Source organism: Streptomyces sp. A 4/2 (assembly GCF_940670765.1).
In the GTDB taxonomy this organism is placed as follows: Bacteria; Actinomycetota; Actinomycetes; order Streptomycetales; family Streptomycetaceae; genus Streptomyces.
The window spans coordinates 46127-68188 of the sequence record NZ_CALNVW010000050.1 but is presented as its reverse complement, the minus strand read 5'-3'; the positions used below and the strand labels follow the sequence as shown (position 1 = coordinate 68188).

Genomic DNA, 22062 nt, shown 5'->3' with positions numbered 1-22062 from the left:
CCGTACCGATCGGGTCACTCCTGCTCGTGCCGCGCTTCCTCCTGGGACGGTACGTGTGCGGGCGGCGCTACCTCTCCCGGCGACACCTGCCCGGTCGGCATCTGCCCCGACGGCGCCCTCTGCGGCGACACCTTCCGCCACGGCGCCTTCCCCCACGACACGGGGCGCCAGGCGCCCCGCTCCGGAAGCCTCCGGCGCAGCAGCCGCCAGACCGCGTAACCCAGCGCGGCCACGGCGGCGAACGGGGCCACCGCGGCGATCACGATCGCGATCCACCTCACCACCGCCACGAACGCGTCCCAGCCACCGGCCAGGGCGCCCAGGAAGGACGGGCCGCCGTCCTTCTCCGCCGTCTTCCCGCTGTCGTCCTGCGGGGCCGCGGGTTCGGACAGCCGCAGGGTGATGGTCGCCAGGTCGGTGCGGTCCTTGAGCGACGCCTGCTCGGCCAGCAGCGACTCCAACGCGGCTTCCCGCGTGCTCAGTTCACCCTCCAGCGAGACCACGTCACTGAGCTGGGACGCCTGCTTCATCAGGGTGCGGACGCGGGCCACGCTCGCCCGCTGCGAGGCGATCCGGCTCTCGACATCGACGACATCGCTGGTGACGTCCTTGGCGTCCGCCTTGCGGTCGAGCAGCTTGCCCGAGCCCTGGAGTCCGGCCAGGACCTCGTCGTACGCGCTCTGCGGGACGCGCAGCACGAGGGTCGAGCGCACCAGGCCGTCCGCGGTCCGTTCGGTGGACTCGCTTCCGACGAAGCCTCCGGCGTCCTCGGCCGCGGTGCGGGCGTGGTCGAGGGCCTTCTCGGTGTCCTTGACCTCCACGGTGAGTTCGGCGGTTCGGACGATCTTGTTCTGCACGGCCGACGGTGCCTTGCCGCCCGACTGCTTCGCAGCGGAACCGGAACCGGAACCGGAACCGGAACCCGAACCCGACCCGGAGCCCGAACCGGCGGCGCCACTGCCTTCGGCCGGCTGCACGGCGGGGTGGGCGGCGGCGGCCGACTTGCCGCCGCTGTCACCGGCCGCTCCGCACCCCGCGACGGCGACCGATGTGGTGAGAAGGAGAGCCGCAAGGGCTCTGGCTGCACGCATGGACGTTCCCCCCGGGGACATGACGCTGGACGGTGACGGTTTGACGTCCGGGGAGGCCTGGCGGGTTGCCCGATTGCGGTTCCGAAGCGGTCACGTTCGGGCCTCGGAACGGGTTTGAGAGAGTAGGGGCATGAATGCGGACACGCGTACGGCTCATGTCGTCGTCATCGGAGGCGGGATCTCGGGTCTCGCCGCAGCGCACCGGCTGCTCGCCACCGGAGCCCGGGTGACGGTCCTGGAAGGCTCGGGCCGGGTCGGCGGCAAGCTCCACACGGGCGAGATCGAAGGCGTACGCGTCGACCTCGGCGCCGAATCGATGCTCGCCCGGCGCCCCGAAGCCGTGGCCCTGGCCCGTGAGGTGGGTCTCGACGCGGCGCTCCAGCCGCCCGCCACCAGCAGCGCCCGCCTCTGGAACCGGGGCGTGCTGACGCCGATGCCCAAGGGCCATGTGATGGGCGTCCCCGCCGACGCCGCCGGGCTCGGCGACGTCCTCTCCGCCGAGGGCCTGCGCCGGATCGGCCAGGACAGCGAACTGCCGCCCACCGAGGTCGGCGAGGACATCGCACTCGGTACGTACGTGGCCGCCCGGATGGGCCGCGAGGTCGTCGACCGCCTCGTCGAACCGCTCCTCGGCGGCGTCTACGCGGGCGACGTCTACCGCACCTCCATGCGGGCCGCGGTTCCCGCGCTCCACGCGGCGGCACGCGAACACGCCACCCTCGGCGCCGCGGTGCGCGCCCTGCAGCAGCGGGCCACACCCTCGACGGCACCGGTCTTCATGGGAATCGACGGCGGCATCGGCACCCTCCCGCTCGCCGTCGCCGACGCGGTCCGCGCCCGCGGCGGTGACATCCGGCTGCACCAGCAGGTGCACGAGCTGAGGCGTACGGAGGGGGGCTGGCGGCTGCGTACCGACGAGGGCCCACTCGACGCCGACGCCGTGGTCCTCGCGGTCCCTGCCTGGGCCGCGTCCGCGCTGCTCGCCGACGAGTCACCGGCCGCCTCCACCGAACTGGCCGCCGTCGAGTACGCCTCGATGTCGCTGGTGACCCTCGCCTTCCGCCGTACGGAGCTGGACCTCCCCGAGGGTTCCGGCTTCCTCGTACCGCCCGTGGACGGCCACACCATCAAGGCGTCCACCTTCTCCAGCCAGAAGTGGGCCTGGTCCGACGCCGACCCGGAGCTGGCCGTGCTGCGCACCTCGCTCGGGCGCTACGGCGACGAGGAACATCTGCACCGTGAGGACGCGGACCTGGTCGACCTGTCGCTGAGCGACCTGGGCGAGGCGACCGGACTCACCGCGAAGCCGGTGGCCACCGTGGTGACCCGGTGGATCGACGGACTGCCGCAGTACCCGGTCGGGCACTTGGCCCGGGTCGCTCGCGTGCGGGACGCCGTCGCCGGGCTGCCGTCCCTGCGGATCTGCGGTGCGGCCTACGACGGTGTGGGCATTCCGGCCTGCATCGCGAGCGCCGAGCGGGCTGCGAACGAGATCACAGCAACCCTGGCGTCGGGCACCGCGAGCGGCGCGGGACAATAGCCGCATGACTGATGCTCCGGAGACCGTGAAGTCCCCCAAGGCCCCGAACGCGGGCAAGAAGGCCAAGGACCTCAACGAGGTCGTGCGCTACACGCTGTGGTCCGTCTTCAAGCTGCGCGACGTGCTGCCCGGCGACACGGACCGCGCCGCTGTCGCCGACGAGGTCCAGGAGCTGTTCGACCAGCTCGCGGCCAAGGACATCACCGTCCGCGGTACGTACGACGTCTCCGGGCTGCGCGCGGACGCCGACGTGATGGTCTGGTGGCACGCGGAGACCGCGGACGAGCTCCAGTCCGCGTACAACCTCTTCCGCCGCACCCGCCTCGGCCGGGCGCTGGTGCCGGTCTGGTCGAACATGGCGCTGCACCGCCCCGCCGAGTTCAACAAGTCGCACATCCCGGCGTTCCTCGCCGACGAGACGCCCCGCGACTACGTCTCGGTCTACCCCTTCGTCCGCTCCTACGACTGGTACCTGCTGCCCGACGAGGACCGTCGCAGGATGCTCGCGGAGCACGGGAAGATGGCCCGGGGCTTCCCGGACGTACGCGCCAACACCGTCGCCTCGTTCTCGCTCGGTGACTACGAGTGGCTGCTGGCCTTCGAGGCCGACGAGCTGTACCGCATCGTCGACCTGATGCGTCACCTGCGGGGCTCCGAGACGCGTATGCACGTACGCGAGGAGGTCCCCTTCTACACCGGCCGGCGCAAGTCGGTCGCCGATCTGGTGGCCGGGCTCGCCTAGGAGCTGTCCGGCCGACCGACCGGCCGGACGAGCCCCGGGGTGAACCCGGCTCTCCATGACCCGGAAGATCAGAGAGCGGGCCGCGGCTGCGGCAGCGTCCGCTTCTCCAGCGACACCGGGTCCGGTTGCGGGTGCGGCGCGCACGAAGCGCGCCGCACCGGCGTCCGTCCCGTCAGCAGATAGTCGTCCAGGTACCTGTTGACGCACGTGTTGCGGCCACCGCCGATGCCGTGCGTACCCGCGTCCCGCTCGGTGACCAGCACCGACCCCCGAAGCCTCCGCTGGAGTTCGAGCGCCCCCGGGTACGGGGTGGCCGCGTCCCGCTCGGCGGCCAGGATCAGCGTCGGGGGCAGCGCGCCCTCCGCGGTACGGACGTCGAGCGGCTGCTGCTGCGGTGCCTGCCAGTAGGCGCACGGCAGATTCATCCAGGCGTTGTCCCACGTCTCGAACGGCGCCCGCCGGGCGAGCGCGGTGTTGTCGGCGTCCCAGACCCGCCAGTCCGTCGGCCAGGGGGCGTCGTTGCACTCGACCGCCGTGTAGACGGCGGTGCCGTTCTCGTTCTCCTTCGCCGCCGCGCGGTCCGGTGCGGCCAGCTTGATCAACGGCTTCGCGTTGCCCTTCAGGTACTGCGAGAGCGCGTAGGCGTCGGCCGGCCACACGTCGTCGTAGTAGCCCGCCTGGAGATACGCGGCCTGAAGCTGCGCGGGACCGACGGTGGAGCCCGCGGGCTTGTCCGTGAGCCGGGCGCGCGCCGTCTCGTAACTGGCCAGCACATCCGACTCGTTGGCGCCCAGGTGGTACGTCTTGTCGTGCTTCGCCACCCAGGTACGGAAGTCCGCCCACCGGCTCTCGAACGCGAGCGACTGCGCGAGGTTGTTGCCGTACCAGATCTGCTGGGGGTCCGGGTCGACCGCCGAGTCGAAGACCATCCGGCGGACGTGCGAGGGGAAGAGCGTCGCGTACAGCGCGCCGAAGTAGGTGCCGTAGGACGCGCCCATGAAGGTGATCTTCCGCTCGCCGAGCGCCGCCCGCAGGACGTCCAGGTCCCGTGCGTTGTTCAGCGAGTTGTACTGCCGCAGCGCCGGGCCCGCCTTGCGGGCGCAGCCCGCCGCGTACGCCTTCGCCTGCGCGATCTTCTTCCGCTTGAACGCTTCCGAGGGATGGATCGGCGCCGCTGTCGGTTCCTCGGCGTTCGTGGCGGGATCCTCGCAGGACAGCGGCGCCGAGCGGCCGACCCCGCGCGGGGCGTAGCCCACCAGGTCGTAGGCGGCGGCGAGCGGCTTCCACGCGGTGACGGCGGTCGCCATCGGGAAGTACATGCTGGAGGCGCCGGGGCCGCCGGGGTTGTAGATCAGGGCGCCCTGGCGGTCGGCGGGCTTGCCGGTGGCGTGCGCGTGACTGACGGTCAGGGAGATCTGTTTCCCGTAGGGGTCCGCGTAGTCCAGCGGGACCCGCACGGTGCCGCACTTCACGGCGGCGGGCAGCCCCTCCGGCTTCGGGCAGGCGCCGAAGGTGATCCCGGTCGCCGCCGCCCGCGCGGCGGCGACCGCGGTGCCCGCGGCCTCTGCGGTGGCGGCGGTGTCCGTACCGACGTCGCCCGGCGGCGCGGCGCCCAGCGCGGACAGGCCGGACAGGACCAGAACCCCGGCGGTTCCGTACAGCGCGACTGCCTTCATCGGTGTCCCTTCGTGCGGCTACTGAACAAAAGGGATACTTGGTGCGGCAGTTGGCGTTGTAAAGGACCGTCCGACGGTGTCGGACTCATTGACCCCGATGCGCGGGACGGCCCCTGAACCGGGTGCGCACAGCGCGCGCGATGCGGCCGGCCCTGGTCGGGGGGTGCGGGGCCGCCCGGTCCTGCCACCAGAGGCTGAGACGGCGCCGGGCGGCGGCATCGGCGGGCTGCCCCGCGCGGAGCAGCTGCTCGGCGAAGTCCAGCGCGTCACGGCGGTAACCGCCGCTCATCGGACGGGACTTGGCATACGCGAGGAACGCGCTCCGGTAGCCGGTGCCGAGCAGGACGGGCAGCTCCGGGGCGACCTTCGACACGACATCGGCGCGCTTGGCGGCCAGGGACCGGCTCTGGACGCCGAGCCGGCCGGCGTCGAACCCCTCGGGCGCGGGGGTACCCGCGACCAGCGCGGACAGCAAGGAGGTCTCGGCCAGGGCGAGCCGCTGACGGGTGCGGGTGGTGTCGGAGGTCGTCGGGGCCGCGGGCGGGCGCGGAGCGGGGGAGGGGGCCCGGGGGGTCCGCCCGGCGTCGGCCGTGAGGTGCCGGACCGTCAGAGTCCTCCGGATCGCGTCCAGTTCACCCGCCAGTGCCTCCGCCGGCGGGAAGTCGTCGTCCCGCTCCAGCAGCACGCCGGGCGGGTCCACCCGGGCGCGGAGCTGCGCCAGTACGTCCAGGACCGGCCCGGTCACCGGGTGGGCGTGGGTGTCGTGCCAGACGCCGTCCTTCTCCACACCGCCCGCGACATGGACGTACGCGATGGCCTCCACCGGCAGCTCGTCCAGGGCGGTCGCCGGGTCCTCGCCGCGGTTGACGTGGTTGGTGTGGAGATTGGCCACGTCGATCAGCAGGCGGACGCCGGTACGCTCCACCAGCTCGGCCAGGAACTGGCCCTCCGTCAGCTCCTCGCCCGGCCAGGAGATCAGCGCGGCGATGTTCTCCAGGGCGAGCGGGACGGGCAGCGAGTCCTGGGCGATGCGGACGTTCTCGCACAGCACGTGCAGCGCGTCCCAGGTACGGGGGACCGGTAGCAGATGTCCCGCTTCCAGCTCGGTGGACGCGGTCAGCGGACCCCCGGCCCTGACGAACGCGAGGTGCTCGGTGACCAGCGGCGACCCCAGGAACAGGGCCCGCTCGGCCAGCGCGTCCAGCCGGTCATCGGCGGGCCGCCCGGCGCCGCCGATGCCCAGTGACACCCCGTGCGGCACCACGGTCACCCCGCGCTCGCGCAGTCGCCGCAGCGAGTCGGGGAGATGACCGGGGCAGATGTTCTCCGCGACCACCTCGACCCAGTCGATCCCGGGCAGCCCCTCCACCGCCCCGGCGATCTCCGGCCGCCATCCGATGCCGATCCCCAGCTGCCCCATGGTGTCCCCCTCCGCCGCCCCCGCGGTTCCGGCCCGTGCGGGGCTGATGACCCCGGAGGGGCGCGGTGAATCCACCGGGCGGCAGATTCAGAGCTTCATTTGAGGTTGCCGGAACCCACGCCGCCCGAGGCCGACGGAACCGTGTCGCATGTCGATGTCCCGGCGCCGCAAGGCGGGTTCGATTGCCGGGATAAGGGCAGCAGAAGCTGGCAAGCCTGAAGTTGATCAGCCTGATCACCGTTTGGTTGGTGTTTACACGGAGTTGGTGTTCACTCGCTTCGATGAGCAGGCTGCGGTACCCGTCCCTATCTGTGCATACCTATGCATACCTGTGCTTATCTGCGCGAGGAGCTTTCCATGGACCCCGATCCGATCACTCCGGCACCCGAGTCCGGGCTCGGCGACAAGACCGACACGGCCACCGGCGCCTCCCGTCGCCGGTTCCTCCAGGGCGGCGGGATCGCTGCCGGGGCGCTGGTGTTCGGCGCGACCGCCGGCGCGGGCGGCGCGTACGCCGCTCCGAAGCAGCCGAGGTATGTCGTACCGAAGGGCTTCAAGGGCGATATATCGGACCTGAAGCATGTGGTGATCCTCATGCAGGAGAACCGGTCCTTCGACCACTACTTCGGCACGTTCCCCGGCATACGCGGCTTCAACGACAAGCAGGCGCTGCGCTTCCAGGACGGCACCACCGTCTTCCAGCAGAAGAACAGCGACGGCACGATCGTCACCCCGCAGGCCGATGACGGCGCCTGGGGCAACGACCACGGAGCCTGGGGCGATGTCGAGCATCGCAAGTGGGATCTGTGGGCGCAGCACAGCGGCGCCAGTTGCATGAACTACCACAGCGACGACTACATGGGCTTCTACCACTCCGTCGCCGCCCAGTACACCGTCGCCGACCAGAACTTCTGCTCTGAATTCGGGCCGACCGACCCCAACCGGAAGTACCTGTGGAGCGGCACCGCCAACAGCGAGACCGGCAACACCGATGAGTCCAACTACTCCCGTTCCTGGATCACGGTGGCCGAGCAGCTCCAGCAGGCCGGCATCGACTGGCGGCTCTACTCCGACAACAGCGGCAACGGGCGGCAGGGGTACATCAGCTCCTGGATCGGCGACTACGGCGACAACGAGCTGAAGTACTTCAAGGGGTTCGAGCCGGAGGGACTGAGCGCCGACGACCCGAAGCTGAAGCCCGGCACCGGGCTGATCTGGCGTGCCAACGCCACGTACTACGCGGGCGCCACCACGCCGGACGACGACTCCGACGAGAACCTCGACGCGGTCCTCAAGAACTTCCATGACGCCTGCCAGCCGGGTGCGGAACACCCCCTGCCGGCGGTCTCCTGGCTCGTGGCGCCGTACGGCTGGTCCGAGCACCCGGGCGCGGACACCCGGCACGGCGAGCGCTACGTCAAGAAGGTGCTCGACAGCCTGCAGAGCAACCCCGACATCTGGAACCACACCCTCTTCATTCTCAACTACGACGAGAACGACGGGAAGTTCGACCACGTGCTGCCGCCGTGGCCCGAGCCGGGCACGGCCCGCGAGTACGCCGGTGACTACCCGCTCGGCCTCGGTGCGCGGGTACCGATGCTGCTGGTCTCGCCGTGGACCCGCGGCGGGTACGTCGCCTCGGAGGTGTTCGACCACACCTCGACGATCACGTTCCTGGAGACGTGGGCGGCCCACCTCGGCAAGCCGTTCCGCTGCCCCAACATCAGCGACTGGCGGCGCTCGATCGCGGGCGATCTGACCAGCGCACTCGACTTCACCCACCCGCAACCCGGACCGGCCGACTTCCCGGACCCGCTCGCCGAGCACGCGCAGCCGGTCGCCGCCGACCACATGAAGCCCCGCCCGCTGAGCTTCCATCCGCACGCGACGCTCTCGGAGGACCACGCATCGGGGACGGTCACCGCGCGGATGACGCTGACCGGCGGCCCGAACGACAAGGCCCTGAGCTTCCAGGTGTTCCCCGACAAGTACCAGGCGTTCTCCAACACGCCGTACACCGTCACCGCGCGCAAGCCGCGCGACCACACCTGGGACACCAAGGCCACCGACGGAAAGTACGCCTTCTCGATCTACTCCAACGACGGCTTCGTCCGCTCCTTCGCCGGCCAGGTCGCGCCCGCCGGCAACAAGGGCGGTGGGCTCCCGCGCGCGGAGGTCGACCTGCTGAGGAGTGAGGGCGCCAAGCGCGAGGCGCAGGTGAGACTCACGCTGCACAACGACGGCACCAAGCCGGTGCACTACACGCTCACCGCCAACGACTACCTCGGCCGGACCCAGAAGGTCACCGTGGCCCACGGCAAGACGAAGGTCGTCATGTGGCCGACGCAGGAGGGCCGTTACGACGTGGTCGTCACCGTCGACACCGACACCACCTGGACGCAGCGCTACGCCGGCCGGATCGCTACCGCCGGAAAGGGCTGATCCGTCAGGACACCCGTGGCGACGGCAGCCGTCCCGGCCGCCGTCGCCAGGGTGCTCGCCGTCCGGGGCCGTGACCCGGTGTCCGGCAAGCGGTGTTCCGGGTGTTACGGCTCGTCACGCCGACGCGCGAGATGGACGGTGATGTCGGCGGCGAGCTCGACCGCCCCGGGAAGGACCTGAAGGATCTCGCTGAATACCTGTTCCTGCACCGGGGCGGGCAGCACGAGGTAGGCCGAGACGGTCGAGAGGTGGCCGACGAAGTCGCGCGCACTCATCGTCAAGTGCCGTTCGATCACGGACTGTTGGACGTCGGTGAACCACTCGGACCGTTGCAGCTCCGTACCCGGCCACTGCAGGTGATGCCCCGGAGGTGTCCCGTCCGGGGACGGGACCTCGTCGCTGTCCAGGAACGGCGCCCGTGCAGTGCGGACGGCTTCCTCCACGGCCGGGTCGGCCAGCTGGACCGGCCCGGCGAACGAGGCGAACACCCCGCCCGGTTCGAGCAGTGAGGCCATGTGCGACCACCGGCTCTCCGGGGCGGTCCAGTGCAACGCTGCTGCCGCATAGACCAGTTCGTACCTCTCGCCCGGTGGCACGTCCTCGAAGGCGGCTCGCACCGTCCTGACGCCTGCCGGCACATGCTTGCGCAGTTCGGCGAGCATGGCCCCGTCGGGCTCGGTCGCGGTGACCGTGACGCCCTGCTGGGCGAACAGGCGGGTCGCCTTGCCGGTCCCCGCGCCAATTTCAAGGGCAGTTCGAACCGGCTGAGCCGCGTAGGCCGTCACCATGTCGAAGAGTTCCACGGGATATCCCGGCCGGAACCGTTCGTAGGCTTCCGCCATCACTCCGAAGCTCAGCGCGCGACCGGACATGCCTGGCATCCTGACACGGGCCGCGCCGTTCACGCCCCGCCGTTTCACGCCCCGCCGTTTCGCGCCCTGCCGTTTCGCGCCCTGTCGGCCGACGGGGGTGCCGTGCCCTGAGAACCCAGCACGTGTGCGATCAGCGCTTCGATCCTCGCCCTGATCTCGTCACGGATGGGGCGTACGGCTCGGACGCCCTGCCCGGCGGGGTCGGGCAACTGCCAGTCGAGGTACTGCTTTCCGGGGAAGACGGGGCAGGCGTCGCCGCAGCCCATCGTGATCACGACGTCGGACGCCTGTACGGCCTCGACGGTGAGCACTTTCGGCACCTCGGCCGAGACGTCGACGCCCACCTCGGCCATCGCCTCGACGACGGACGGGTTCACCGCGTCGGCGGGGGCGGACCCGGCGGACCGTACCTCTACGCGGTCGCCCGCGAGGTGGGTGAGGAACGCGGCGGCCATCTGGGAGCGGCCGGCGTTGTGGACGCAGACGAACAGTACGGAGGGCGGAGCGGCGTCAGACATGGGCGGGGTCCTCCCCGGTCAGAGGTGCGGGGGCGGTGAAGTAGCGGCGGGCGTACAGCGCGACGTGGACGAGGCCGATCAGCACCGGCACCTCGATGAGTGGTCCGACCACGCCTGCGAGGGCCTGACCGGAAGTGGCGCCGAACGTGGCGATGGCCACCGCGATCGCCAGCTCGAAGTTGTTGCCCGCGGCGGTGAAGGCGAGCGTCGTCGCGCGTGGGTGGCCGAGTCCCACGGCGCGGCCGACCGCCATCGAACCGGCCCACATGACCGCGAAGTACACGAGCAGCGGCAGTGCGATGCGGACGACGTCGAGCGGCTGAGAGGTGATCGCGTCGCCCTGCAGCGCGAACAGCACAACGATCGTGAACAGCAGCCCGTACAGCGCGAACGGCCCGATCCGCGGGATCAGCCGCGCCTCGTACCAGGTACGGCCCTTGACCTTCTCGCCGATCCGGCGCGTGAGGTACCCGGCGGCGAGCGGGATGCCCAGGAAGATCAGCACGCTCCGGGTGATCTCCCACACGGACACGTCGAGGCCGGCCTGTTCGAGACCGAGCCAGCCGGGCAGCACGGACAGGTAGAACCAGCCGAGGGCCGAGAACGCGATGACCTGGAACACCGAGTTCAGCGCCACCAGTACGGCGGCGGCCTCGCGGTCACCGCAGGCCAAGTCGTTCCAGATGATCACCATGGCGATACACCGCGCCAGCCCCACGATGATCAGGCCCGTGCGGTACTCGGGCAGGTCGGGCAGGAACAGCCACGCCAACGCGAACATGAGCGCCGGGCCGACGATCCAGTTCAGCAGTAGCGAGGGCAGCAGGAGGCGCCGGTCGCGGGTGACGGTGTCGAGCCGGTCGTAACGCACCTTGGCGAGGACCGGGTACATCATCACGAGCAGGCCGAGCGCGATGGGCAGCGATACACCGGTCACGGTGACCTCGGCGAGCGCGTCCCCGAGACCGGGCACGACGCGGCCGAGACCGAGGCCGAGAGCCATCGCGGCGAGAATCCACACGGCGAGGTACCGGTCGAGGAAGGACAGCCGGCCGACGACCGGCTGCTCGGGTGCGGCGCTCACGAGGTCGCCTCGGCGGGCGCGGCGGGCAGGGTCTCGCCGGCGGGACGCGTCAGGACGGCGGCGAGGCGGTCGGTCATCTCGGGCAGCAGCCAGTAGTAGACCCAGGTGCCGCGCCGCTCGCAGTCGATGAGCCCGGCCTGCCGAAGCAGTTTGAGGTGGTGCGAGATCGTCGGCTGCGACAGGTCGAAGGCCGGGGTCAGGTCGCAGACGCAGACCTCGCCGCCGGCGCGCGAGGCGATCATCGAGAGAAGGCGCAGGCGCACCGGGTCGCCCAGCGCCTTGAACACCTTTGCCAGCTCCACGGCCTGCCCCTCACCGAGGGGAGCGGCCAGCAGCCCGGGACAGCAGGGGCCGGTCCCGTCGGTCTGGCCGAGCACTGCACGCTCTTGTTTCGACATACTTCTATGTTGACGTTCTTCGATCCAAGATGCAACCTTGAATCGACAAGCATCAATGCAGGCAGACGTTCTTGCGGACGGATGCCCGTGCCGGTGGATGCCCATGCGGACGGATGCCCGTGCGGGCGGATGGCGATGCAGACGGATGCCCGCGGGCAGATGTCGATGCGGTCAGACGTCACTACAACCGATCGGAGTCACCACCATGTCCCGTGCACAGCTCGCCCTGCGCGTCAGCGACCTCGAAGCGTCGGTCACCTTCTACTCGAAGCTGTTCGGCACCGAACCGGCCAAACGACGCGAGGGGTACGCCAACTTCGCCATTGCCGAGCCGCCGCTCAAACTCGTGTTGATCGAGGGCGAGCCCGGACAGGAAACCCGCCTCGACCACCTCGGCGTAGAGGTCGACTCCACGGACCAGGTCGCAGCCGCAACCGGCCGCCTCGAGGAGGCGGGCCTCGCCACGTTCGAGGAGAACGACACCTCGTGCTGCTACGCCGTGCAGGACAAGGTATGGGTGCACGGCCCCGGGAAGGAGCCGTGGGAGGTCTACGTGGTCAAGGCCGACGCCGACCGGATGGGCAAGAGTGACGCCCTTGACGGCGACGCATGCTGCAGCAGCTGATTCGACTGCCCTGCCATGACGTGCCACGCCATGACGTGCCACGCCACGCCATGCCACGTCATGCCATGACGTGGGCGCCGAGCGCCGTCGCGATCCTGAGCGCGACGCGCCGGCCGCGTTCGCCGTGGTGCTGCTGCTGATCGCGGCGGGCGTCGGTCGGACCTGGTAGCGCAGGAGTACGGGGCTGGACGAGCCCCGTACTCCGCAGCGTCCCGCAGGGGGTTGCGCCCGCCTGCCCCTTGACGCTCCCGCGTTCGCGGCCCAAAATGAACCCACTCTTGACAACGTTGTCAGATAGTGAGCGCTCCGGCACCGCCGCCCCTCTTCGCCCCTGCCTCCGGGAGACCGTCATGACCGAGCCCAGACGTCCGCTCACCCGACGCACCTTCCTGGCCGGTACGGGTGTCGCTGCCCTCGGTGTCGCCGGCGCCGCCGGCGCGGTGCCGGCAGCCGCTGCCGTACCGGCCGCGACACCGGGCGGCGCCGCGGCCCGCACCGTGGCGCAGGCGGCCGGCGCCGTCCGTCGGGCCATCGCGCCGGTGGACCTCGTCGACCCGCTGATCGGCGCCCTGACCACCTCGCCCGACACCGCCTGCGGCAAGACGTTTCCCGGCGCCGACACTCCGTTCGGCATGGTGCAGTTGAGCCCGGACACGGTCAGTGGCGGTGACAACGGCAGCGGCTACTCGGCCGACATGACGACCATCGAGGGCTTCAGCTTCCTCCACCTCGGCGGAGTCGGCTGTTACGGCGATCTGGGCAACCTCCAAGTCATGCCGCAGACCGGGGAGTTGGTCACCGGGCGGGACGCGGCGAAGAGCCCGTACCGCAAGGAGACCGAGACCGCGCGGGCCGGCTACTACGCGGTGGACCTCGACCGCTACGGGGTGCGGGCCGAACTCACCGCGGCGCGCCGGGCGGGCATGATCCGCTTCACCTTCGCCGAGGCGGGCCTCGGCCGGATCAAGGTCGATCTGTCCCGGCGGATCGGCTTCGACGGTTCACACAGCGTGGCACAGGATCTGCGGATGGTGGACGCGCACACCGTCGAGGGCTCGATGCGGGCCGACCGCTCGGGCGGTGGCTGGATCTGTGGCAACGGGCCCACGTACACCGTGTACTTCTGCCTCCGCTTCCAGGACCCGCTGACCGCCTTCGGCACCTGGGACGGGGACACGGTCTCCCGCTCGGCGACCGAGCAGTCCAGTGCGAGCGACAGCGCCGGGTTCTTCGCGGAGTTCCCCGTGCGGGCCGGTCAGCAGGTGCGCCTCAAGGCCGGAGTCTCGTTCGTCAGCGTGGCCGGAGCCCGCGGGAACCTCGAATCCTCCCTGCCGGACTGGGACTTCGACCGGGCCGAGCGGCGGGCGCGGGACGCCTGGTCGGAGGCGCTCGGCCGGATCTCGGTCAGGGGCGGGACCGCCACCCAGCGGGAGATCTTCTACTCCGCGCTGTACCACACCATGATCGACCCGCGGATCTCCAGCGACGCCGACGGCGCCTCCCGCTTCGGCGACGGCCCGGTCCGGCACGACGGGTTCGCCCAGCGAACCGTCTTCAGTGGCTGGGACGTCTTCCGCGGCGAATTCCCGTTGCTGACGCTCATCGACGAGCAGACGGTCGCCGACCAGATCAACACCCTGCTGGCGCTGACCGACTCCGGCAGGGTGAAGGGCCTGGCCCGCTGGGAACTGCTGGGCACGGACACCGACACGATGGTCGGCGACCCGGCGGTGAACATCATCGCCGAGGCGTACACCAAGGGCATCCGCGGCTTCGACGCGGAGAAGGCCTACGCCTACTGCCGCGACGTGGCGCTCGGGCCGGCCGAGAAGTCCAACCGCAACGACTTCCAGAACTGGACCACGCTCGGCTGGTGCGTGGACACCAGCCTGTCCAAGACGCTTGAGAACAGCTACTCCGACTATGCCCTCGCACGGTTCGCCGAGGCGCTGGGCCGGCACGGCGACGCGCGCAGGCTGGACGGCACCGCGAAGAACTACCGCAACCTCTTCAGCCCGGAGGCCGGCTGGTTCCGCGGCAGGAACGCGGACGGCTCGTGGATGGGCGACCAGGACGGCTGCATCGAGTCCAACCCGGACCAGCAGGGCTGGTTCGTGCCGCACGACGTGCCGGGGCTGATCGGCCTGCTCGGCGGCCGGGACGCCTTCGTCGAGCGGCTCAACGGCATGTTCGAACGCACGCCGCCCGAGCTGATGATGAAGTGGAACGACGCGTACAACCACTCCAACGAGCCGGTGCACCAGATGGCGTTCATGTTCGTCTACGCGGGCGCTCCGTGGCTGACCCAGAAATGGTCACGGTACGTGTGCGAGTACGCGTACGGCACGGGGCCGGCTGGTCTCGCGGGCAACGACGACTGCGGCCAGATGTCCGCGTGGTACGTGCTGGCCGCGGCCGGTTTCTACCCCGTCGCCCCGGCCGGCGGCGTGTACGCGCTGGGGAGCCCTCTCTTCGACGAGGCCGTGATCACCACGAGCCGCGGGACCCGGTTCACGGTGGAGGCGCGGGACAACTCGGCGGAGAACCTGTACATCAGGTCCGCGCGGCTCAACGGCCGTCCGCTGAACCGGGCATGGCTCACTCACCAGGAAATCGTGGACGGCGGCCGACTGAGCCTGACGATGGGCCCCCGACCCGACAAGAGCTGGGGCAGCGACCCGCGTCAGGCGCCTCCGGCGAGCACCCGCCCGGTGCCGCCCGCGAGCGCCTCCGCCCATGGACGCTGAGCCGGCCAGGGAAGACAGCCGGGGAGGACGGAGTCGGCCTGTCCGTGGCCGGTAACGGACAGGCCCTGAAGGGCCGGCTCCGTCAGGCGGATGTCAGCTCTCCCGGAGTTCGCGCAGGAGGTCGTGCGCGACACGGGGTTCGGCGGACCAGATCCGGGTCGCGCGGGTGTCGGTGGTGTAGCTCGGCCAGGACGGGTCGAGGTCGCGGACGAACCGCACCCAGGACTCGTGGAGGGCATCGGCGAGTGTCTGAGGCGGGTGGTTGCCAAGGGCCTCGGAGACACCCGGAGCGTTCAGGACGTCGAAGGCGAAGGGGAGGTCGATGCAGTGGTGTGCCAGACCCTCGAAACCAGGCGCGGTGGCCTGCCATTCGAACTGGTACAGCCAGGTCGGGCGGCCTGCGTGGGCGCGTGCCTCGGCAATCGCGAGGCCGGGAGTACGGAACAACGTGTCCGTGAGAGCCGCACCCAGCTCCGGGGGCTGGGCCAGGTGGAACTCGTGGGCGGTGAAGCCCAGCACCAACGGAATGTCCGCACCGGCCTCGCCGTCGACGAGTGCCTCGTACACCGGCTCGGGGACGAGCTCGCCGTCCACGTAGGGGGTGAGGAGCAGCATCGGCAGCGCTTCGCTACCGGGACCCGGCTTGCAGAACTGGTCCTGGAGATCGAGGAGGTCGTCGTCGCTCAGATCACGCAGGGCGGCGGCGGTGGCCGGGACGCCGGTACGGGAGGTGAAGTGCGCAGACAGTTTCTCGGCCACGTCCCTGCCCTGGGGCTGTACGACTGCTCCGGAGACCGAGAGAGCGGCCCGGAAGAGGCCTTGGGCGGACGGAACCGCGAGCAGCGTCTGGACGGCGCCACCGCCTGCGGACTGTCCGGCGATGGTCACCTTGGCCGGATCGCCCCCGAACGCCGTGATGTTGTCCCGTACCCACTCCAGTGCTGCGATCCAGTCCCGGACTCCCCTGTTGGCGGGGGCGTCCTCCAGCGGCAGGAAGCCCTCGATTCCCAGCCGGTAGCCGATGGTCACCAGTACCACGTCGTCCCGGTTGAACGCCGCTCCGTCGTACCACGGGCTGGCCGCCGATCCGGCCACGTAACCACCCCCGTGGATCCAGACGAGGACCGGCAGAGCCGATTCCGGGTCTGCGGCCGGGGTGAACACATTGAGGTTCAGCACTCCCTCACCCGGGATCGAGGGTTCCGGAATCGTGGTGACCTCCGCGAAGGCGCGGCGCTGCGCCGTCGGTCCGTACGCCGTGGCATCCAACGGCTCCGTCCACGAGACCGGCGGAACCGGAGCTGCGAACCTCAGTTCACCCACCGGAGGCTGGGCGTAGGGAATGCCGAGGAAGCGGAAGGTGCCGTCGGTGCGGTGCTCTCCTCGCACCGGGCCGTGACCCGTGAGGACTATGGTGCCGGTCATGAAAAATAGCTCCTGTCGTCGAGGTCGGTCGCCAACTGTGTGGTGTCCGACGTGATACCGGATCTTCCGCAGTGCTCCGGGGTGCGGCTCCCGCACGCCGTGGATCCGGTCGGCCAGGACCGTCGTTACGGCGATCCGACTGCCGCCCCAGGACGCCGACGCGTCGGCGTCCTTCACTGTCTCCGCCCAGGGATCGCCGGGCCGTTCTCCGCCGACGCCCGCGAAGAGGTTCGGGTCTGAGCCGGTGCCGATGAACACGAGGTCAGAGCGCTCTTGCACCCTACTCTTCGCGGCGAACCACCGAGTAGGGCGAGTTCGACGGAGCGGCCGGTTACGGTCGGCGCTTGCCGGGGAGCGGACAGTAGCGGCTGCCCCCTTCGACTGCAACGGTTTCCCCGGGCGCGATCTCGGTGAATCCCGCATCGAACACCACCGGCAGCCCGCTCGCGGTGAGTTCCTTCCAGCGGGCGGCCTCCGCCGTACGTACCGAGAGCGGGAAGCCGGCCGACCGCCACGCCTCGCGCTCCGCGTCCGGCAGTTCCCACCAGGCGAGCTGCGCCCCGTGGCCGGTCTGGGCCATCGTCTTGCCCGCCGACATGTCCAGGTCGGGGTTGAGCCAGAGCACCGGCGCCGTGGGATCCGGGGCGGGCGGCGCCTCCGGGTCGTCCAGGTCCGTGCCGCTTACCTGGAGCTTCGCCAGCTCCTTCGGCCAGCCGTCCAGGGGGACCGGCGGGAACACCCGTACTTCGGCGGTGGTCCCGGTGACCGTGTTGCCGGGCAGGGCCGACGCCTTGCGCCACTCCGCGCCGCGCGCCCGCCGCACCACCTTGCGGATCCGGGCGTCCTGCCAGTCGCGCATCACCTGCGCCCACTCGCCGTCGCCCAGCGAGCGTTCGTCCGACAGCATCACCAGCACCGCACGCGCCGCCGTCTCCAGGGCGTCGGTACGGGCCGGGGGATCGGTCTTCTCGATGTGCACCACCAGCGGGAGGACGAACTGCGGGGCCTCGTCGCGTGCCGTCGGCTCCGCGCGGAAGGGACTGTCATTGCTGCTCACCTGCCCCAGTTTGCCAGCCTGCGCGCAGCCGCTTCTTGGCGGAGGGGAACCTTCCGGGTGAGGATGCCCGACATGAAGAGCGATCTTTTCCAGACCGAGAACATGGCGCAGCAGGCGACCGCCCCCGGGATGACCCTGCAGAACGCCAAATCGATCAAGTACGCCGTCAACGGTGACATGCTCGCGCGGCAGGGCGCGATGATCGCCTTCCGCGGGAACCTGCAGTTCGAACGCAAGGGCCAGGGCATCGGCGGGCTCCTCAAGCGCGCCGTCACCGGCGAGGGGCTGCCCCTGATGTCCGTCACCGGCCAGGGCGAGGCGTGGTTCGCGCACGAGGCGGCGAACTGCTTCATCGTCGACGTCGAGCAGGGCGACCAGTTGACCATCAACGGCCGCAACGTCCTGTGCTTCGACTCCACGCTCTCGTACGAGATCAAGACGGTGAAGGGCTCCGGTATCGCCGGCGGCGGGCTCTTCAACAGCCTCTTCAGCGGATACGGCAAACTCGGCCTGATCTGCGAGGGCAACCCCATAGTCATCCCCGTCACCCCGCAGCAGCCGGTGTACGTCGACACCGACGCGGTCGTCGGCTGGTCCGCGCATCTCCAGACCTCGCTGCACCGTTCGCAGTCGATAGGTTCCATGATCCGCGGCGGCTCCGGCGAGGCCGTCCAACTGATGCTCCAGGGCGAGGGGTTCGTGATCGTCAGGCCCAGCGAGGCCAAGCCGGAGAAGATGCAGCAGCATTGACCGGCGACGCTGCGGCGGCACTGACGCTGCGACAGGTCGGCCGCCGCTACGGCCTCGGCGGGCCCTGGGTGCTGCGTGCGGTGGATCTCGATCTGCCCGCGCGGTCCCTGGTCCGGATCGAGGGGCGCAACGGCAGCGGAAAGTCCACCCTGCTCCGGCTGCTCGCCGGGATCGACGCCCCGACGACGGGCCGGATCACCGGGCGCCCGCGCACCGCCTACGTACCCGAGCGTTTCCCGGCCGCGCTGCCCTTCACCGCCCTGGGCTACCTCGTCCACCTCGGCCGGATCCACGGTCTGCGGCGGGCCACCGCCGCGGCCCGCGCCGCGGAGTGGCTGGAGCGCTTCGGCGCCGCGGGCCATGCCCGTACCCCTCTCGCCGAACTCTCCAAGGGCACCAGCCAGAAGGTCGCGGTCGCCCAGGCGCTGCTGGCGGAGCCGGAGTTGCTGATCCTCGACGAGGCCTGGACCGGTCTTGACACGGGGGCCAGGGCGGAACTCGACCGCGCGGTCGCCGAGCGGATCGGTGCGGGCGCGACGGTGGTCTTCGTCGATCACGATCCGCAGCGGCTCGCGGAGGCGGTCGACCTGGGGCTGCGGGTGACGGACGGCGCGCTCGTACGGGTCGGAGCGCCGCCGGAGACGTCCGGGCCGACGGTCCGGATCGAGGCCGCAGGTCCGCCGGGCTCCGCGCTCCCGGCCCGGCTGCCCGGTTCCCCGGTGTGCGAGACCGGCACGGACTCCAGCGTGCTCACGGTCCCCGCCGCACACTCCGACGCCCTGCTGCGCGCCCTGCTCACGGCCCGGCCGCCCTGGCACATCCGCGCTGTCCACGGCGCCGGATCCCGTACCCCTGATTCCGGAACCCCCGCATCCCGCACCGCCGGAATTCCCCCGTCCCGCACCGCCGGTACCCCCGCATCCCGCACCGCCGAGGAACGATGACCGCACTGCTCCGCTACCAGGCCGCGCTGCTGCTGCGCTCCCAGCGCTGGCTCCCGCCCGTCCTGCTGTACGGGATCTTCCTCGCGGTCGGTGCGCAGGGCGGTGACCCGGTGCTGGATTCGCTCGGTTACGCCGCTGCCGCGCTGCTTCCTGCGACGGCCTGGCTGGTACGGATCTGTCTGAACCAGGAACCCGCCGCGGCCCGCGACTGCGCCGCCGCCGCGACGAGTCCGCTGCGGGTCCACCTCGCCTCGCTGGGCGTCGCGACGGGGTGCGCGGCCCTGCTCGGGTGTGCGGGAACGCTGGTGATCACCTTGGTCAGTTCGCCGACGAGCGACGATCACCGAGTGACGGTCCCGTTGTTCCCCGCGGCCGTCGCGGGGCTGCTCGCGGTGCTGGTCTGCGCGCTGACCGGAGCGGTCGCCGGTGCGCTGTTCACCCGGCCGGTGCTGCACGGCCGGGGCTGGTCGATCGCCGTCACCGCGCTCGCCGCTCTCCTCCTGCTGGTCACCCGTGGCTCGCCCGCCCGCTCCGCCGTGTACGGCCTGGTCTCGGGGTCCCGGACCGGGACCGTGCACGTACCGGTTCTCCCCCTGGTCCTCGCGGTGGTGGTCGCGGCCGGCGTCGCGGCGGGGGTGGGCGCGCTCGCCTCGCGGCGCGGCTGAGCGGGCCCGCGCGGGTGCCGGGCGCCGTGTACCAGTTCCCGGCCCGCGTTGTGGGTCTTCACCGAATCTCGACGCAGACATGTCAAGAAATCATGGACCTTTTCTTGTTCTCTTCAGGGGTGCGTGCATCAATGGTGGGCGAACCGAGCTAGTGACTGTCCGTCAGAAACGCGGTGGCCTGCGTTGTTACCGGCCTGCGTCCCGAACGGGTACTGGGGCGGGCGGCATGTGACGACGTGTGCTCACCGGTCGTCGCTGCCGGACATGACGGTTCTTCCTTGTCCTTCAGAGCAGAAGGGACCCCCCACATGAAATTCGGCAAGCGCGGCACCTATGGAGCCGCTGCGGCTCTCGGATTCGGCGCCATCGTCGCCGGGGCACTCGTCACGGCACCCCTCGCGGGCGCGGTGACCCCGACCACGGCCACGCTCAACTTCAACTGCGGAATCTGGGGTTCGGGTTCGGCGACCCTCACGGCAACCCAGAACGGGACAGCGGCGACCATCAACCTCTCCACGTCGGCGATCACCAGTCCCATCGATCTCGCGGCGGGCTCGGTCAGTTCGTCGCTCACCATGGCCAACGGCAGCTCCGGCAATGTCACGTTCAGCGGGAGCAGCAGCCCGGCCATCTCGGCGGGCAGCGCGGTGTCCACCGGGCCGCTGAGCGGGACGGTCGCCTCCGGTTACAGCCTGAACGCGACATCACTCAAGGTCGTCGTCCTGGGTGTCACCGCGAACTGCAGTGCCACTTCGACGCAGGCTCCTGGCCCGTTCGTCTTCTGACGGGGGGATCGGTACCTGCAAGGACCGGCTCCGACGGGAACCGGTTCCGATGAAGCCGGTGCTGCCCCGGTACTGCCAGGCGCGTCTGGCAGTACCGGGGCAGTTCCGGTTCCGGGATCAGCCGAAGGTTCCGGGATCAGCCGAAGATGTCGGCGAAGGCCAGCGGGCTCTGCGACACACCGCTACAGGTCGACGATGCGGTGAGAGCGGCACCCCCGCAGGACTGGTCGCGGTTGATCGACCAGTACGACAGCCTGCCGATGCCGTTTCCGGCGGCCCAGCTCTTCACGGTCGACGCGTCGGCCGTCGTGAAGACCGAACCGTCGTCGTTCACCCCGATCATGGGAGTGATGCCGACGTTGGCGTAGCTGTAGCCCGGGTCGACGGACTGCATCTGGGCCAGGGTGTTCTTGGCCGCGCTGATGGCGGCCTGTCCCATGTCCTGGGAGCCCTGGTAGTAGTCCATCGTCATGATGTTGACGACGTCGATCTTGACGCCCGCGTCCTTGGCGGCCTTGACGATGTTGACGCCGTCGGCGGTCAGCCCGTCGGGCAGGACGGGGAGCGTGACCGAGAACTTCAGGCCGGGGTCGGCCGCCTGGAGGGTCTTCATCGCGCTCATGTTCCGCGCCGCGGCAGCGGTGTCCGCGATGGCGGCGCCCTCGATGTCGAAGTCCAGCGAGCTGGGGCCGTAGGAGTCGATGATCTTCTGGTACCCGGCGTTGATCGCGCTCTGGTCCGAACAGCTCCAGGCCAGCGGCAGGCCGGCGGCGCCACCGGAGGACACGATGACCGACGCGCCCTCGGACTTGGCCTTGCTGATCAGCGGGTCGGTGTAGGAGTCGTTGCCGACCGGCAGGGTGTCGCCCCAGATCTGGTTGCATCCCGAGCCGAGGACGAACGCCGCGGTGAAGGTCTTGACGCCGTGCTGGGTGATCGCGGTGTCCAGCAGCCCTTCCTGGGAGTTGGACATGTCGGTGTACGGCGCGAACTCGGCACCGGCCTGCGGCGCCGCCGGTGCGGCCGACGCGGGAACGGCCGCGAGCGCGGATCCCGCGACAGCGAGTGCGGCCGTGGCCAGGCTCGCCGCGATCCGGGAATGGGCGATCGTGCGACGTGACGAGGTGGGGGGACGTCGACGCATCATCATCCGGTCCTTTCGATGGCAGTGATGGCAGTGATGACAGTGATGACAGTGGGGCGGTGGGGGGCGTCGTCAAGGCGCGGTGGACCGGGGAACGGGAGTCGGCCGGGCGACACCTTGACGGTGTGCAGACATGA

At 70.5% G+C, this 22062-nt stretch carries 20 protein-coding genes; 9 read left to right on the top strand and 11 right to left on the bottom strand.

Going from position 1 to position 22062, the window contains the following annotated elements; translation table 11 throughout:
• Positions 1–14 precede the first annotated feature (14 nt).
• Positions 15–1091: a DUF4349 domain-containing protein gene (locus tag NBY69_RS33085; protein WP_250305657.1), complete on the bottom strand. Its 1077-nt coding sequence runs from the start codon at positions 1089–1091 to the stop codon at positions 15–17.
• A gap of 130 nt (positions 1092–1221) precedes the next feature.
• On the opposite strand from NBY69_RS33085, the gene hemG reads away from it, so the two are divergent.
• Positions 1222–2631 (top strand): protoporphyrinogen oxidase, encoded by a 1410-nt coding sequence (gene hemG / locus NBY69_RS33080; RefSeq protein ID WP_250305656.1) that lies wholly within the window; start codon positions 1222–1224, stop codon positions 2629–2631.
• 4 nt (positions 2632–2635) lie between these two features.
• Positions 2636–3373 (top strand): hydrogen peroxide-dependent heme synthase, encoded by a 738-nt coding sequence (hemQ, locus tag NBY69_RS33075; protein ID WP_250305655.1) that lies wholly within the window; start codon positions 2636–2638, stop codon positions 3371–3373.
• A gap of 68 nt (positions 3374–3441) precedes the next feature.
• Here the strand turns inward: hemQ and NBY69_RS33070 are convergent, their stop codons facing one another.
• A complete protein-coding gene (locus NBY69_RS33070; protein WP_250305654.1) occupies positions 3442–5049 on the bottom strand; it encodes an alpha/beta hydrolase in 1608 nt (535 codons plus the stop codon).
• An 85-nt stretch (positions 5050–5134) separates the two neighbouring features.
• Positions 5135–6469 (bottom strand): DUF692 domain-containing protein, encoded by a 1335-nt coding sequence (locus tag NBY69_RS33065; protein WP_250305653.1) that lies wholly within the window; start codon positions 6467–6469, stop codon positions 5135–5137.
• A gap of 357 nt (positions 6470–6826) precedes the next feature.
• Between NBY69_RS33065 and NBY69_RS33060 the strand changes: the two genes are divergently transcribed.
• Complete coding sequence (locus tag NBY69_RS33060; protein ID WP_250305652.1) at positions 6827–8911, top strand: alkaline phosphatase family protein; 2085 nt, start codon at positions 6827–6829, stop codon at positions 8909–8911.
• Here the strand turns inward: NBY69_RS33060 and NBY69_RS37745 are convergent.
• Genes NBY69_RS37745 through NBY69_RS33040 form a run of 5 tightly spaced genes read right to left on the bottom strand, consistent with a single transcriptional unit; the run spans position 8875 to position 11783 of the window.
• A complete protein-coding gene (locus tag NBY69_RS37745; RefSeq protein ID WP_374211368.1) occupies positions 8875–9000 on the bottom strand; it encodes a hypothetical protein in 126 nt (41 codons plus the stop codon). The two genes, NBY69_RS33060 and NBY69_RS37745, sit on opposite strands and share 37 nt — an antisense overlap.
• A gap of 15 nt (positions 9001–9015) precedes the next feature.
• Positions 9016–9783 carry a trans-aconitate 2-methyltransferase gene (locus tag NBY69_RS33055; protein ID WP_250305651.1) on the bottom strand — a complete coding sequence of 256 codons (768 nt, stop codon included), beginning with the start codon at positions 9781–9783 and terminating at the stop codon, positions 9016–9018.
• Positions 9784–9827: 44 nt separating this feature from the next.
• Positions 9828–10301 carry an arsenate reductase ArsC gene (locus NBY69_RS33050; protein ID WP_250305650.1) on the bottom strand — a complete coding sequence of 158 codons (474 nt, stop codon included), beginning with the start codon at positions 10299–10301 and terminating at the stop codon, positions 9828–9830.
• Positions 10294–11385, bottom strand: coding sequence for an ACR3 family arsenite efflux transporter (gene arsB / locus NBY69_RS33045; RefSeq protein WP_284349993.1), 1092 nt, complete (start codon positions 11383–11385; stop codon positions 10294–10296). Before arsB ends, NBY69_RS33050 begins: the two co-directional genes overlap by 8 nt.
• The gene (locus NBY69_RS33040; RefSeq protein ID WP_250305649.1) at positions 11382–11783 is read right to left on the bottom strand and encodes a helix-turn-helix transcriptional regulator; all 402 of its coding nucleotides are present in this window, start codon (positions 11781–11783) and stop codon (positions 11382–11384) included. The genes arsB and NBY69_RS33040 overlap by 4 nt, the downstream gene beginning before the upstream one ends.
• 205 nt (positions 11784–11988) lie before the next feature.
• Between NBY69_RS33040 and NBY69_RS33035 the strand changes: the two genes are divergently transcribed.
• Both NBY69_RS33035 and NBY69_RS33030 read left to right on the top strand, forming a co-directional pair.
• Positions 11989–12408 (top strand): ArsI/CadI family heavy metal resistance metalloenzyme, encoded by a 420-nt coding sequence (locus NBY69_RS33035; protein WP_250305648.1) that lies wholly within the window; start codon positions 11989–11991, stop codon positions 12406–12408.
• Positions 12409–12758: 350 nt separating this feature from the next.
• Positions 12759–15155 (top strand): GH92 family glycosyl hydrolase, encoded by a 2397-nt coding sequence (locus NBY69_RS33030; RefSeq protein ID WP_250305647.1) that lies wholly within the window; start codon positions 12759–12761, stop codon positions 15153–15155.
• Between the two features lie 93 nt (positions 15156–15248).
• Here the strand turns inward: NBY69_RS33030 and NBY69_RS33025 are convergent, their stop codons facing one another.
• Together NBY69_RS33025 and NBY69_RS33020 are read right to left on the bottom strand one after the other, a co-directional pair.
• Positions 15249–16580, bottom strand: coding sequence for a carboxylesterase/lipase family protein (locus NBY69_RS33025; protein ID WP_250305646.1), 1332 nt, complete (start codon positions 16578–16580; stop codon positions 15249–15251).
• A gap of 331 nt (positions 16581–16911) precedes the next feature.
• Positions 16912–17637: a peptidyl-tRNA hydrolase gene (locus NBY69_RS33020; protein ID WP_250305645.1), complete on the bottom strand. Its 726-nt coding sequence runs from the start codon at positions 17635–17637 to the stop codon at positions 16912–16914.
• Positions 17638–17709: 72 nt separating this feature from the next.
• Between NBY69_RS33020 and NBY69_RS33015 the strand changes: the two genes are divergently transcribed.
• The 4 genes from NBY69_RS33015 to NBY69_RS33000 all read left to right on the top strand — a co-directional run bounded on the left by NBY69_RS33015 (position 17710) and on the right by NBY69_RS33000 (position 20781).
• Positions 17710–18387: an AIM24 family protein gene (locus tag NBY69_RS33015; RefSeq protein ID WP_250305644.1), complete on the top strand. Its 678-nt coding sequence runs from the start codon at positions 17710–17712 to the stop codon at positions 18385–18387.
• The gene (locus tag NBY69_RS33010; RefSeq protein WP_374211367.1) at positions 18384–19331 is read left to right on the top strand and encodes an ATP-binding cassette domain-containing protein; all 948 of its coding nucleotides are present in this window, start codon (positions 18384–18386) and stop codon (positions 19329–19331) included. The genes NBY69_RS33015 and NBY69_RS33010 overlap by 4 nt, the downstream gene beginning before the upstream one ends.
• Positions 19328–19996 (top strand): ABC transporter, encoded by a 669-nt coding sequence (locus NBY69_RS33005; RefSeq protein ID WP_250305643.1) that lies wholly within the window; start codon positions 19328–19330, stop codon positions 19994–19996. The genes NBY69_RS33010 and NBY69_RS33005 overlap by 4 nt, the downstream gene beginning before the upstream one ends.
• A 308-nt stretch (positions 19997–20304) precedes the next feature.
• Positions 20305–20781, top strand: a complete 477-nt coding sequence (locus NBY69_RS33000) for a hypothetical protein (protein ID WP_250305642.1) — start codon at positions 20305–20307, stop codon at positions 20779–20781.
• 136 nt (positions 20782–20917) lie between these two features.
• Here the strand turns inward: NBY69_RS33000 and NBY69_RS32995 are convergent, their stop codons facing one another.
• Positions 20918–21925 (bottom strand): chitinase, encoded by a 1008-nt coding sequence (locus NBY69_RS32995; RefSeq protein ID WP_250305641.1) that lies wholly within the window; start codon positions 21923–21925, stop codon positions 20918–20920.
• Between the last annotated feature and the right edge of the window lie 137 nt (positions 21926–22062).

Excerpts from the sequence above, each read along its gene's own strand:
- NBY69_RS33085 (WP_250305657.1), bottom strand. The coding sequence starts at position 1,091 with ATGCGTGCAGCCAGAGCCCTTGCGGCTCTCCTTCTCACCACATCGGTC.
- hemG (WP_250305656.1), top strand. The coding sequence starts at position 1,222 with ATGAATGCGGACACGCGTACGGCTCATGTCGTCGTCATCGGAGGCGGG.
- hemQ (WP_250305655.1), top strand. The coding sequence starts at position 2,636 with ATGACTGATGCTCCGGAGACCGTGAAGTCCCCCAAGGCCCCGAACGCG.
- NBY69_RS33070 (WP_250305654.1), bottom strand. The coding sequence starts at position 5,049 with ATGAAGGCAGTCGCGCTGTACGGAACCGCCGGGGTTCTGGTCCTGTCC.
- NBY69_RS33065 (WP_250305653.1), bottom strand. The coding sequence starts at position 6,469 with ATGGGGCAGCTGGGGATCGGCATCGGATGGCGGCCGGAGATCGCCGGG.
- NBY69_RS33060 (WP_250305652.1), top strand. The coding sequence starts at position 6,827 with ATGGACCCCGATCCGATCACTCCGGCACCCGAGTCCGGGCTCGGCGAC.
- NBY69_RS33055 (WP_250305651.1), bottom strand. The coding sequence starts at position 9,783 with ATGTCCGGTCGCGCGCTGAGCTTCGGAGTGATGGCGGAAGCCTACGAA.
- NBY69_RS33050 (WP_250305650.1), bottom strand. The coding sequence starts at position 10,301 with ATGTCTGACGCCGCTCCGCCCTCCGTACTGTTCGTCTGCGTCCACAAC.
- NBY69_RS33040 (WP_250305649.1), bottom strand. The coding sequence starts at position 11,783 with ATGTCGAAACAAGAGCGTGCAGTGCTCGGCCAGACCGACGGGACCGGC.
- NBY69_RS33035 (WP_250305648.1), top strand. The coding sequence starts at position 11,989 with ATGTCCCGTGCACAGCTCGCCCTGCGCGTCAGCGACCTCGAAGCGTCG.
- NBY69_RS33030 (WP_250305647.1), top strand. The coding sequence starts at position 12,759 with ATGACCGAGCCCAGACGTCCGCTCACCCGACGCACCTTCCTGGCCGGT.
- NBY69_RS33025 (WP_250305646.1), bottom strand. The coding sequence starts at position 16,580 with ATGACCGGCACCATAGTCCTCACGGGTCACGGCCCGGTGCGAGGAGAG.
- NBY69_RS33015 (WP_250305644.1), top strand. The coding sequence starts at position 17,710 with ATGAAGAGCGATCTTTTCCAGACCGAGAACATGGCGCAGCAGGCGACC.
- NBY69_RS33005 (WP_250305643.1), top strand. The coding sequence starts at position 19,328 with ATGACCGCACTGCTCCGCTACCAGGCCGCGCTGCTGCTGCGCTCCCAG.
- NBY69_RS33000 (WP_250305642.1), top strand. The coding sequence starts at position 20,305 with ATGAAATTCGGCAAGCGCGGCACCTATGGAGCCGCTGCGGCTCTCGGA.
- NBY69_RS32995 (WP_250305641.1), bottom strand. The coding sequence starts at position 21,925 with ATGCGTCGACGTCCCCCCACCTCGTCACGTCGCACGATCGCCCATTCC.